The sequence below is a fragment of the Alteromonas alvinellae genome (genome assembly GCF_902705805.1).
In genome coordinates this window covers 70,327-82,278 of record NZ_CACSIH010000110.1, presented here as the reverse complement: position 1 = coordinate 82,278, position 11,952 = coordinate 70,327, and the positions used below count along the sequence as shown (strand labels likewise).

The following is an 11,952-nucleotide window of genomic DNA, read 5'->3' as shown; positions in this document are numbered from 1 at the left end:
TAAACGCGCATCTATCTTGTTAGTTTGTTTCTAGTTTACGGAAGTTTGTACTCACCTTGCCAGAGATCTTTTTGTTTTTCTCTTTCGCGAACCACAATTGCTTTGTCACCGTCTACCATAATCTCGGCTGGACGGCAGCGGCTATTGTAGTTTGACGCCATAACGAAACCATAGGCACCGGCACTGCGAACTGCAAGTAAATCGGTAGGTTCAATGGCTAATTCGCGGTCTTTTCCTATAAAGTCACCGGTTTCACACACAGGGCCCACAACGTCATAGGTGCGAGGCGTTGCCGTGCTTCCTTCCTTTACGGGAATAATCTTTTGCCATGCTGAGTAAAGCGCAGGGCGCAATAAATCGTTCATTGCAGCATCGACAATGGCAAAGCTCTTTTCTTCACCTTCTTTTATAAATTCAACTTCAGTGACCAAAATACCTGCGTTAGCTGCAATAGCTCGACCAGGTTCAAGGATTAACTTAAGGTTTTCACGGCCTACCATTTTCTCAGCCATGGCTTGTGCATAGGCTTTAGGGTGAGGCGGTTGCTCGTCGTTATAAGTCACGCCAAGACCACCACCTACATCTAAGTGCTCAATAATGATGTTGCGCTCTGCTAGTTCGTCAATAAGCAGAAGTAGACGCTCTAGCGCATCTACAAACGGACCGATTTCAGTGAGCTGTGAGCCAATATGGCAGTCCATACCAACCACATTTAGGTTAGGCAGGGAAGCGGCTAATTCATAGGTAACAAGCGCTCGTTCGCGGGCAATACCGAATTTATTCGCCTTCAACCCTGTCGAAATATAAGGGTGGGTTTTGGCATCTACATCAGGGTTTATTCGCAGTGAAATAGGGGCTTTCACGCCCATTTCGCCCGCAACCTGGTTAATTCGATGAAGCTCTGGCTCTGATTCTACGTTGAAACACATGATGCCTTGTTCTAGCGCATAACGAATTTCATCGTGCTTTTTGCCAACGCCTGAGAATACCACCTTACTTGCATCGCCACCGGCTTCGATGACGCGAGCCAGTTCACCTGCTGAAACGATATCAAAGCCTGAACCTAATTTGGCTAGAACGCTTAATACACCGATGTTCGAATTCGCTTTTACCGCGTAACATACAAGGTGAGGGTGTTCACCGATAGCGTCGTTAAAGGCATGCCAATGACGCTCTAATGTTGCGCGTGAATAAATATAAACCGGCGTTCCGTGCTGGGCAGCAATATCAGAAACAGCTACTTGTTCAGCATGCAGCTGACCTTGGCTGTAGGCGAAAAAATCCACTAGTTCAGCTCTCCAGAAGTAGTTGCGGGGGATGGGGTGTTGGCGCTTGATGAAGCCTCAGCTTCTACATCATTAGAAGACGCTGGTTCAGCAGATGTGTTTTGTGCAGGCGCGTCAGGAATGTAGAGCGCCCCTTTGTACCCACAGCCACACAATGCTGAGAGTGTTAGCAAGAAAACAACAGACTTTTTAAGCACGAAAGATCCCGCAAAGAATACGACAAATGCCGCTATCATCGCATTGCGGTGTTAAATTGCAAGAGCCAATAATCGTTCTTGTGTTTTATCGCCGTATTGAACGTTTTTCCAAAGTGTATCGCATAGGCTCTTGGTGTCAGAAAAGTCTTTATTTTTGAGCCAGTCGATGAGTATGTTTGGATTGTCTGGAAAGGCTATCGCTTCGTTCTCGGGCGCCTCAAGCCATTCTTCTACAATATCGGTGTCGAGTTGAAAAAGGGTCTGGCATAAATCCAGTTTATTCAGGGTTAGTACGTTGGACAGTTGCTCGAACTGGCCATGTAAGGGCTTAATGAGTAGTTTTTTGCCTAACTGAAGTGCTTCGCTCGAGAGCTCAAAGCCGCCATTAGCAATTACTCCACTGGCGTGCTGAAGTGCTTTTTGAAACTGCTTTTTGGACGTAGGGTGCCAATGAATGTGGCCCGTTTCCTTTGCTTCATCAATATTAGGATGAAAACACTCAAATACTTGATCACTTAGCGGCTCAAGCATTTGCTGAATATCTTCGATTTCTTCAAACGGTAGGTACACCAAAACATGGCCATTACCTGAAGATGTTATTGGCTTTTCAGCAACGAAAGGCGGGATGATAGGCTGATTGAAATGATACCAATGCACGCCTAGCTGTAGATCCGTAGGCGCAAACATTTTCATGAGCAAGGTATCAAATATGGTATTCCCGCTTTTCGGCACGTTATAAGCAAACGCCGCTTGGTGGCTGATAGAAATAGACGGTAAGCCTTGCTTTTTAGCTGCCCACGCCGTTACCGGTTCAAAGTCGTTAACCAGCAAGTCGTAATCGCGAGTATCGAATGCTTTTATATCTTTATTTAACTGACGAATGTTGGCTTCTTTCACCGTAGACCATTTGTCTACTCGTCCACTTTTCGTAATGAAACTAAGTCCTTTGTATGTTCGGTATTCTCCGAACACTTCCATATCAAAATATTTTTCAGGGGCGCGGCCGGTGAAAATAAAGTCAACGCTAATGTCATCTCGCTGCATTAGTGCGGCGGCCATAATTCGTGCTCGGGCAATATGCCCATTTCCGGTGCCTTGCACACCATACAATAATTTCATACTACCCCAGAATTGAAATACTTAGTGTCGCGATTGTTACGCCTAGCAGTGATCCTGCGACCACATCAGAAGGGTAATGTACACCTAATAATACGCGTGATAGCCCGATAAGTGCTGCCCAACTGTAAGCAAGTAAGGTAAATGGCGGGTAATAGTGCGCGACGATACAAGCCATTAATGTTGCGGCCGCAGTATGGCCTGAGGGAAGTGAAAACTTATCCGACGGCGTGACATGTGCTGTTAAATTCATTAGAAAATCGCAAGGGCGCGGGCGCTTGAACATTTTCTTAAGCAGCACATAAATGGGTAATTCCAGCGCATATGCCATCAGCGCTGTATAGAGGAAAAGCTCACCGTGTTCAGGCTCAAACGCCCAAAGCAACATGCCAATGACGAGGTATAAATAGCCGTCACCTGTTTTCGATAGCCACACAATACTTCGGCAGTCTCTTTTTTGCGTCAGTTTGTAGAGGCGATAAAATAAGTCAGTGTCGTACTTGGTCAAGGATTTCATTAACATTGCCTTGTCCCCTATCGATTAATTACTGCACAGGCTAAAGTGTGTCTGTGAACAGTGGGTGACGGAAAAAAGAAACTTTTTTGACAACTCACGTGGTTTCTTTTTAGTCATGCACCCTTTGCTCAAACGGGGAAAGTGGTTATTAAACAAATTTTTTAGTAAAAGTATTCAGCTAAATGAATAAAGCAAAATACGTGCTCATGTTGGCTATAGTTAGAGGAAAGTCTTGCATTTTAAACAAATGCGAAAAATTTGACGAAACGCGGTAAATCAAACGTTTGCATCATAAGAATTAATGCTATGCTAAGTTTTACGAGCTTAGAGCTTCAACGCTTCTCAATTTTAGTAAGGCAAAAAGAATGGAATACAACACATCTGAATTATGCGACTTGTTTGCTGATAGCGTAGACGTAGTAGATCCAATTTTCGCAAGCTTTGGTGGCCGTTATTCTTTCGGTGGTGAAATTACCACTATTAAATGCTTTGAAGATAGAGGTCTTGTTGACCGTGTACTTGCTCAACCTGGTGCGGGTAAAGTGCTGCTGATAGATGGTGGTGGTTCAAGCCGTCGTGCTTTATTTGATGCATCATCTGCTCAAATTGCTATTGATAACGATTGGGAAGGCGTTGTGATTTACGGCAGTGTTCGGGAAGTCGATAGCCTTGCCGAATTGGACATTGGCGTGTTGGCTGTTGCAGCAATCCCTGTGAATGCTGAGTGTGAAAGCATAGGTGAGGTAGACGTCCCCGTTAACTTTGGTGGCGTAACGTTTCTACCCGAAGACCACCTATATGCTGATAGCACGGGCGTTATTCTTTCCCCCGAGCCACTAGACTTAGATTAAAGTTGAACAGCAAGCAGAAGCTATCTGCTTTAAGAATTAAAAAACGGAGGCGTATGCCTCCGTTTTTGTTTTCAATACTTTCGCGATTTCTGAGAGAGACCTAGGTGAGGCGAATTAATCGGCCTTGGAGCAACTCGGAGTTGACGAAAACTATTTATTGGCCTCGTCAAACACCTTGTTCAAATACATAGCGATACGAATTCCCGCCATCTGCAAACGCTTTTTGGCAGTAGGTAGGTGATTGTATAAATAATCGTAGCTCATGTTGTTGGCGTCATCTGGATAAATAGTGTCGCGAATTGCGGTACTTTCTTCAATCCATACCATAGGGTCGGTGGTTGCCCAGCTGCGAATATCTTTAGAGTTTATGGTCTTTGTAAGCCATTCAGTCCATTCAGAATATGACAAGTCGCGCTGGTCTAACATTTGCGAATCCCACACGCGATGTAGGTTAGAGTCTTGCCAAAAGAAGCGTACTTTTACATCGTTTCCGCCACGATCGGTGCCGTTTCCAGCGTGAAGTGGTTGATGGAGATCACCTATGATATGCACGATAAACTGAAGGGCTAGTCGTTTTTCCTCGATGCTGGCTGTGTCGCTTTTTAAGGTTTCAGTAAATTGCTTTAACGCGGTAACCGCATCACCTTGTTTTGGTGCGCCAACGTCTTTATAGGTCTTGCCCTCAGGTACAGAGACATAATGCCAAGGACTGGCCGTTTTCTGCCAAAATTCGCTGGGGTTAGAGCGCATTTCATCAGCATGGGTAGCGGCTTCAGCCAAAGAGCCATGTGGCAGCAAATCCATAATTGCGGCCTGAGAAAGTGGGCTAAGATATTGCTCGGCAATAGCGCCAGTTACTCGGTGGCCGGTCTGACCCCAGCCGAAAGCAGGTGATGAAATGCACAATGTAAATAGTGTGCTCAGCGCAACTGCGCAAATCCTGTTTGCAAACGCGAACATGGTTAATCCTCAGAATGTTTGGAAGACTGATAGCCCCATCTTGCGACAAGAGACTGCTCAATACCTAGGTGATCTAATATGCGCGCCACAACAAAATCTACCAAGTCATCGATAGTCTTGGGGTTGTGATAAAAACCTGGCGCTGCAGGCATAATAGTAGCACCCATTTGCGAAAGCTTGAGCATATTTTCTAAATGAATAGAAGAAAGTGGCATTTCACGGGGAACTAGAATCAGCTGGCCCCGCTCTTTTAAAACGACATCTGCTGCACGCTCAATCAGGTTGTCGCTTGCGCCAATACTAATGGCCGAAAGTGTACCTGTAGAACACGGGCATACGACCATTTTAGCCGGAGCAGCCGAGCCAGACGCTACCGGTGAAAACCACTCTTCTTTTCCAAATACCTTGATTTGGTCAGGTTTTGCATTGCAATGCTCGGTAAAGAACGCAGCTGCATCTTCGGGACGCCCGGGGATTTTCACATTCTCTTCAGTGGCAAATACTACTTTTGCTGCTGAAGAGATAAGTACGTACACTTGGAAATCTGCATTAACCAGCGATTTCAAAAGTGTTAGCGCGTAAGGTGCACCTGATGCACCTGTGATAGCAAGCGTGACTTGCTTGTCGTGTTTCATGGTTTAGCCTCTGTAGATAACAAGCATAGCAAAGCTTGTTTATCGGGTATTACTTCGTTTTAAGCTGTCTTTCTTATAGTTTGGACTTCATTTTCAGTGCATCGAGTATACGGCCATGAATACCTTCAAAGCCGCCGTTACTCATTACAAGAATATGATCGCCTGGTTGTGCTACGTTGCAAACGCCTTGAACGATCTTCTCTACATCTTTGAAGCAGTGGGCAGGTGCGTTACTGTGCGCTACCGATTCAACTAACGACCAGTCCATGCCTTCAGGTTCGTAAAGGTATACTTCATCGGCTTTTTGCCAAGAGTTTGCCAGCGTGTCTTTGTGCACGCCCATTTTCATCGTGTTTGACCGCGGCTCTAGCACAGCCAGAATACGGGCATTACCCACTTTCTTGCGCAGTCCATCAAGTGTAGTCGCAATTGCAGTAGGGTGGTGTGCAAAGTCGTCATAAAGGGTGATGTTGTTTACTTCACCTTTCACTTCCATACGCCGCTTAACATTCTTAAAAAATGATAACGCTTCTATGGCATCAGGTAAGGTAACACCTGCATGGTGGGCGGCAGCTATGGCCATTAATGCATTGTCTACATTGTGCTGGCCTAAGAGCGACCATGCTACGGTTCCGACGATAACGCCGTTATGTAATACATTGAATTCACTGCCGTCTTTCTTTAACAGTTCTGCATGCCACTCTTTGCCCAACGATTGGCGAGAAGACCAGCAACCTTTCTTGAGCATATCCTCAATTGCGGGCGTACTGTTTGGCGTAAGAATAAGCCCGTTTTCAGGTACCATGCGCACCAAGTGGTGAAACTGAGTTTGAATAGCCCCAAGGTCAGCAAAAATATCTGCATGGTCAAACTCAAGGTTGTTAATTACCAAGGTTTTTGGACGATAGTGTACGAACTTAGAACGCTTATCGAAAAATGCGCTGTCGTATTCGTCAGCTTCAATGACAAAAAAGGGGCTTTCACCCACGCGAGCCGATACGCCAAAATTCTCTGGTACGCCGCCAATCAAATAACCGGGATTAAGACCCGCGTGTTCTAAAATCCATGCGACCATACTGCTAGTAGTCGTTTTACCGTGGGTACCTGATAACCCAATGACCCAACGATCTTTTAGTAAGTTATCAAGCAGCCACTGTGGGCCGCTGGTGTAGGGCAAATTACGGTTTAACACGTATTCCACGGCGGGGTTACCGCGCGACATCGCGTTTCCAACCACTACCATATCTGGCGCTGGATCAAACTGGCTTTCGCAATAACCTTCGGTCAACTCGATGCCTAATGCTTCAAGCTGGGTGCTCATGGGGGGATAAACGTTTTTATCAGACCCTGTTACTTTGTGGCCGAGTGATTTAGCAATAGCGGCAATGCCGCCCATAAAACTTCCACAAATGCCTAAAATATGTACATGCATAGCGCATTCTCAATGAATTATCATGTTATTGGGGTACTGTATCAGAACCCCGTGGCCTATAGATAATTCAATTTTAATCATTCAATAAATGCCTTAAGCCGTTGTAATACGCTAAACACCTAAGAATCTATGATGTGCAAACTGGTATGGTGTGTGTATGACATTTTACTGGCGTGTTCCACTTACCCAAGAACACGGTTACAATCTAACCACAGGTTTAAAACCTGTGTGTGCTTCAGACAAACGCCGGTAAGGAAAGCTGAGCGACTGGTAGCACAACACCCTACACACAAAAAAAGGCTTACATTCAATGAAACGTTTAAATTCCCAATTGCAACAAGACGGTGCACCACTTGAGTTAATTCTGCTCATTCGTACACTGCTAGCGGGCTGTAAAGAAATTTCTTTCCGCGTGAGTCAAGGCGCACTTGCTGGCGTGCTCGGTTCAACCCTTTCAGAAAACGTACAGGGCGAAACACAGAAAAAGCTCGACGTTATCTCTAACCACATTTTGAAAGACACGCTAAGGGAATCTGGCTACGTTAAAGCCATTTCGTCTGAAGAAGAAGATGACGTTGTGCCGTGTAACCCAGATGGTAACTACTTAGTAAGCTTCGACCCGCTTGATGGGTCGTCAAACACTGAAATTAATAGCCTAATCGGTACTATTTTCTCTATCACCCATGCACCGCAGTGGATGAAACCAGACGACCCATCTGCTTTCTTACAGCCCGGAACGCAGATGGTAGCTGCAGGCTATGTGCTTTACGGCCCGTCTACAATGCTAGCGCTGACTACCGGTCGCGGTACGCATATTTATACGCTTGATAAAACCCACGGTGGTTTCCTGCTTACTCACCCGAATATTCAGGTGCCCGAGCAAACCTCAGAATTCTCTATCAATGCGTCGAACCAGCGTCATTGGGAACCGGCAATGCAGGCATATGTTGCCGATCTTTTAGCAGGTAAAGAAGGTCCACGTGGTAAAGACTTTAATATGCGCTGGGTAGCGGCAATGGTGGGTGATATTCATCGTTTGCTTTGCCGTGGCGGTATCTTTATGTATCCATTCGATAACAGAGACCCGTCTAAGCCTGGCAAATTGCGTTTGCTTTATGAAGCCAACCCAATGGCATTTTTGATGGAGCAAGCTGGTGGTAAAGCAGAAACCGGTACTGGCCGAATTCTAGAAGTTATGCCTGAAGAAATTCATCAGCGCGTACCGTGTATTATCGGCTCTAAAGACGAAGTTGAAATGTGTTTAAGCTACAACGATAACGCGAAGTAATGAAAAAATGGCCCTTTAGGGTCATTTGTTTATTAAAAAGCAGCAAAATTTAACGAAAAATAAAGAGATTAGTACGACATGGGTCGTAAAGCGTTTTTATTTTGCTGCTGTCACCGTATACTTACGACCAAAATTTTTAATCCATTACTGAAAGGACCTAAGAATGAGCTTGAGTGCTATTTCTGCTGGTAAAAACGTACCAGATGAAGTGAACGTAATCATCGAAATTCCAGCACACGCTGACCCGGTGAAGTACGAAGTAGACAAAGACACTGGCGCGCTATTTGTTGACCGTTTTATGGCAACTTGCATGCACTACCCAACTAACTACGGTTACGTGAACAACACATTGTCAGAAGATGGCGACCCAGTTGACGTTTTAGTAATGACTCCGTTCCCACTACTTGCGGGTTCTGTAATCAAGTGTCGTCCAGTTGGCGTACTAAACATGACAGACGAGTCTGGTAAAGATGCAAAAGTACTAGCGGTACCAGTAGACAAGCTTTCTACTATTTACCGTGACGTTAAAGAAATTGCAGACGTACCTCCGCTTCTTCTTAAGCAAATCGAGCACTTCTTCGAGCACTATAAAGATCTAGAAGAAGGCAAATGGGTGAAGATTGACGGTTGGGCAGACGCTGCAGCTGCAAAAGAAGAAATTACCGCAAGCATCGCGCGTTTCGAAGCAGAATAATTCACGCTGCTTCAAATTGATGATACAAAGGGCTGGTGTAATACCAGCCCTTTTTGTATGTGGTCTAAAAGTGAATATTGATAACTAAAATTAGGCATCACAACAGAAAGCTAAACAGATACCTGAAAGAGACCCGTATGTACAACCTGAAACAAACCGTAACCTCATTATTTGCTGTACTAATGATGGTTGTGTCCTTCAACTCTTTGGCAGATAAGACTCCCATTGAAGTATACTGGGAAGACCTAGTGCCTGAAGGCTTTAACGAACTCGCGCCGCCTGCTGTTCAGCACAATGGTGAGATGAGTCAGCTTCAGCCTGACGCGCCGATTGTCGATACCTTTGATGGTAAACGGGTGAAAATCCCGGGTTTTGTCGTGCCGCTAGAAGGTACGGCAGAGCTAACCACCGAGTTTTTACTTGTTCCATATTTCGGAGCCTGTATTCACGTACCACCGCCGCCGTCTAATCAAATAGTGTACGTAAAATTTGAAGAAGGTGTGCGCATAGATAATATTTACGACGCGATTTGGGTAACCGGCGAATTATCGACTGACGGTTGGAAAGGCGATATCGCATCAGTAGGTTACCGCTTAAAAGGTGAGGCGGTTGAGGGGTTCTAGCGGTAGCCTTTAATGTACAACCACGCTAAAGAAGGTTACCTCTACTATCTCAAGTGTCACGGCGAGCTGGATAGAGACAACGCATAGGTAATGCGTTAACGTTAGAAAGCATTAAACGTTTTAAAATAAGGACATCAGGTGTTTACAGGGCTATCAGCGTTTCCCATTACCCCATTTAAACAAGAGACTATCGACTACAAAGCGTTTCATGGGCTTGTTGATAATTTAGCTTCGGCGAACGTAGATTCAATTTGCGCGATAGGCTCTACTGGGCTGTACCCTTATCTAACGCGAGAGGAAAAGTACGATGTAGCCAAGCTCGCCGTCGACCACGCAAATGGTATTCCTGTTATGGCAGGCGTTGGGGCGCTGAGAACCTATGACGTGCTGAAAAACGTTGAAGCTGTGCAGCAAGCAGGTGTTAATGCTGTGTTGTTGGCACCGGTATCCTATCAAGTGCTTAATGAAGAAGAAGTGTATGGCCTCTATGAGGCAGTGAGTCACGAGGCATCTGTGCCTATCTGCGTTTACGAAAATCCTCGTGTGACTAATTTTACCTTCAGCGATGATTTATACCGCCGCATAGGAAAATTACCGAATATCGGGGCGATTAAAATACCCGGTACTCCGTTTGCCAAAAGCGCAATGGATAATAGTTCCAGCAAGGATATCCCACCCTCTGAAGCAAGCAGTAGCGAAGGCGCTCGTAGATTAGCATCATTACGAGAGATAATGCCTGCACAGATTGCTATAGGCGTGAGTGGTGATAGTTTTGGCGCAGCAGGAATGGTTGATGGTTGTGACCTTTGGCTTTCTGTTATAGGGGGAATATTCCCGCGAACCGTAATGCGTATTATCGACGCCGCTCAGTCTGGTAATGCTGTGGATGCACAGGCTCAGTCACAAGCGTTAAGCGGAATATGGAGCATGTTTGCGCGCAATGGCGGCGGCTTGCGTGTGGTTGCAGCTGCGGCAGAAATTTTGGGCTATTGTGAAACGCCTAGCTTACCTGCACCCTTCTTACCTATCGACAAAAATGAGTACAGCGAGCTAGAGCACATCATCACGAAGTTATCGTTAAGCTAGCCCTGCGTATAAATCTGTTCAGCGCGGTTAAACAGAAGCCACGACGTTAGAATGTACTTGTCGTTACTTTTTGGAATTTGGCCGCGATGCGTGTGAGTAAAATAAGCGGGCGCAATCACCATTCTGCCAGCTTTGGGCTTAACCGCACGGTTTTGATAATAAAATTCTGTTTCGCCGCCTTCGTCCACATCGTTTAAGTAGTACATAAACAGCAGTACGCGATGTAGCGCATCGTTATGTTGAAGCTGTGGGTAGACTTCTGAATGCCAGTACGGGTAGCCACCATTGCCCGCGGTGTAGCGCTGTGCATTAACATCGCCAACGCGGAACAGGTAATTCACCAAATTTGCCAAATTGGGTTTGCCTACTTCGTCAAAATTCTCTCCGGTTACTTTTACCGGCTCACCGGTTTTAGGGTGGCGTACGGTTAAGCCAATGGGCCCAACAAGCGCAAAATAGTACTTTTCAATGTAGGAGACCAGCTGCTGTCCAGTGTGCTGCATCACTTGCTGAAATAAGTCTTTAAATTCCGGGTTGCGGCTTATCGACACATCCATGCTGCGCTTTTTGTCTAAGTCGACGCCGCCGCCAGTTCGGCCTTGAGACAAATTAGGGCTGCTTTCAAAGCGTTCCATGAGTTGCTTGCACAGCTCTGGTGGTAACACATCATCAATAACTTCAATTAAATCGCTCATGGAGACCTCGTACTGCGCTTTGTTACTTAGTGGGTAGTTCTTTAAAGTGTGACTGTAGTTCTGACTTCACATCCTCTGGAATAGGCGCAGAACGCTGTGTTTTATAGTCAAAATGTACCATGGTGGTAATGCCTGTTGAGCACAGCTTATCGTCTTGCCATAACTCTTGAAACACGTCGAATGCACTATTGCCTAGCCGGCTAATGTAGGTTTTAACCGTCACAGGTTTGCCATAAAAAATTTGAGCTAAAAAATCGACTTTGTAGCTGGCTAAAATTAGCGGCCAATTTTGTAAGTCTAGCTCAGGGGTAAACATTCTGAAAATAGGCTCTCTAGCGGCTTCAAACCACGTAACTAACGCCGTATTGCTAACATGTTGTAAGGCATCGGTTTCGCAAAAACGCACGTCAAAAGAAGTGATAAGTGGTGCTGTATTACTCATAAATTATTGTAGGCTTTGTTATAAGTTTGATTTCCACTTTAGCATTATAGGCGGGAGTTTGCAGTAGCCCTTATAAAAGCGATTGTGTTTAGGGTAAATCGTTGTGTTTTGATTAGCTTACAGGGGGTGT

Annotated in this window: 14 protein-coding genes; 5 read left to right on the top strand and 9 right to left on the bottom strand. The window is 45.4% G+C overall.

Going from position 1 to position 11,952, the window contains the following annotated elements:
- Positions 1–35: 35 nt before the first annotated feature.
- From lysA to ACX5KA_RS07415, 4 genes are read right to left on the bottom strand one after another with little or no spacing between them, the layout of a single operon-like run.
- Complete coding sequence (lysA, locus tag ACX5KA_RS07430) at positions 36–1,286, bottom strand: diaminopimelate decarboxylase (protein ID WP_039220974.1); 1,251 nt, start codon at positions 1,284–1,286, stop codon at positions 36–38.
- Complete coding sequence (gene lptM / locus ACX5KA_RS07425) at positions 1,286–1,483, bottom strand: LPS translocon maturation chaperone LptM (protein ID WP_240485791.1); 198 nt, start codon at positions 1,481–1,483, stop codon at positions 1,286–1,288. The genes lysA and lptM overlap by 1 nt, the downstream gene beginning before the upstream one ends.
- Positions 1,484–1,534: 51 nt before the next feature.
- Positions 1,535–2,602 (bottom strand): MJ1255/VC2487 family glycosyltransferase, encoded by a 1,068-nt coding sequence (locus tag ACX5KA_RS07420; RefSeq protein WP_458730785.1) that lies wholly within the window; start codon positions 2,600–2,602, stop codon positions 1,535–1,537.
- A 1-nt stretch (position 2,603) separates the two neighbouring features.
- A complete protein-coding gene (locus ACX5KA_RS07415) occupies positions 2,604–3,116 on the bottom strand; it encodes a phosphatase PAP2 family protein (protein ID WP_039220965.1) in 513 nt (170 codons plus the stop codon).
- 365 nt (positions 3,117–3,481) lie between these two features.
- Between ACX5KA_RS07415 and rraA the strand changes: the two genes are divergently transcribed.
- Positions 3,482–3,967 (top strand): ribonuclease E activity regulator RraA, encoded by a 486-nt coding sequence (rraA, locus tag ACX5KA_RS07410; protein WP_039220963.1) that lies wholly within the window; start codon positions 3,482–3,484, stop codon positions 3,965–3,967.
- Positions 3,968–4,117: 150 nt separating this feature from the next.
- On the opposite strand, the gene ACX5KA_RS07405 is transcribed toward rraA, so the two are convergent.
- The 3 genes from ACX5KA_RS07405 to mpl all read right to left on the bottom strand — a co-directional run bounded on the left by ACX5KA_RS07405 (position 4,118) and on the right by mpl (position 6,994).
- A complete protein-coding gene (locus tag ACX5KA_RS07405; RefSeq protein ID WP_039220962.1) occupies positions 4,118–4,927 on the bottom strand; it encodes a S1/P1 nuclease in 810 nt (269 codons plus the stop codon).
- A gap of 2 nt (positions 4,928–4,929) precedes the next feature.
- Positions 4,930–5,562 carry a flavin prenyltransferase UbiX gene (locus tag ACX5KA_RS07400; RefSeq protein ID WP_278346524.1) on the bottom strand — a complete coding sequence of 211 codons (633 nt, stop codon included), beginning with the start codon at positions 5,560–5,562 and terminating at the stop codon, positions 4,930–4,932.
- Between the two features lie 73 nt (positions 5,563–5,635).
- A complete protein-coding gene (mpl, locus tag ACX5KA_RS07395) occupies positions 5,636–6,994 on the bottom strand; it encodes a UDP-N-acetylmuramate:L-alanyl-gamma-D-glutamyl-meso-diaminopimelate ligase (RefSeq protein ID WP_282764734.1) in 1,359 nt (452 codons plus the stop codon).
- Positions 6,995–7,304: 310 nt separating this feature from the next.
- Here mpl and ACX5KA_RS07390 point away from each other — a divergent pair, with 310 nt between their 5' ends.
- The 4 genes from ACX5KA_RS07390 (at position 7,305) to ACX5KA_RS07375 (ending at position 10,685) form a co-directional block, all read left to right on the top strand.
- Positions 7,305–8,282, top strand: coding sequence for a class 1 fructose-bisphosphatase (locus ACX5KA_RS07390; protein WP_039220955.1), 978 nt, complete (start codon positions 7,305–7,307; stop codon positions 8,280–8,282).
- A gap of 163 nt (positions 8,283–8,445) precedes the next feature.
- Positions 8,446–8,976 (top strand): inorganic diphosphatase, encoded by a 531-nt coding sequence (gene ppa, locus ACX5KA_RS07385; protein WP_014947861.1) that lies wholly within the window; start codon positions 8,446–8,448, stop codon positions 8,974–8,976.
- Positions 8,977–9,113: 137 nt separating this feature from the next.
- On the top strand, positions 9,114–9,599 hold the full coding sequence (locus ACX5KA_RS07380) for a DUF3299 domain-containing protein (RefSeq protein ID WP_458730784.1): 486 nt from the start codon (positions 9,114–9,116) through the stop codon (positions 9,597–9,599).
- A gap of 138 nt (positions 9,600–9,737) precedes the next feature.
- The gene (locus ACX5KA_RS07375; RefSeq protein WP_458730783.1) at positions 9,738–10,685 is read left to right on the top strand and encodes a dihydrodipicolinate synthase family protein; all 948 of its coding nucleotides are present in this window, start codon (positions 9,738–9,740) and stop codon (positions 10,683–10,685) included.
- On the opposite strand, the gene ACX5KA_RS07370 is transcribed toward ACX5KA_RS07375, so the two are convergent.
- On the bottom strand, positions 10,682–11,380 hold the full coding sequence (locus ACX5KA_RS07370; RefSeq protein WP_039220945.1) for a 2OG-Fe(II) oxygenase: 699 nt from the start codon (positions 11,378–11,380) through the stop codon (positions 10,682–10,684). The genes ACX5KA_RS07375 and ACX5KA_RS07370 overlap by 4 nt on opposite strands.
- Positions 11,381–11,402: 22 nt before the next feature.
- Positions 11,403–11,822, bottom strand: coding sequence for an acyl-CoA thioesterase (locus ACX5KA_RS07365; protein ID WP_458730782.1), 420 nt, complete (start codon positions 11,820–11,822; stop codon positions 11,403–11,405).
- Between the last annotated feature and the right edge of the window lie 130 nt (positions 11,823–11,952).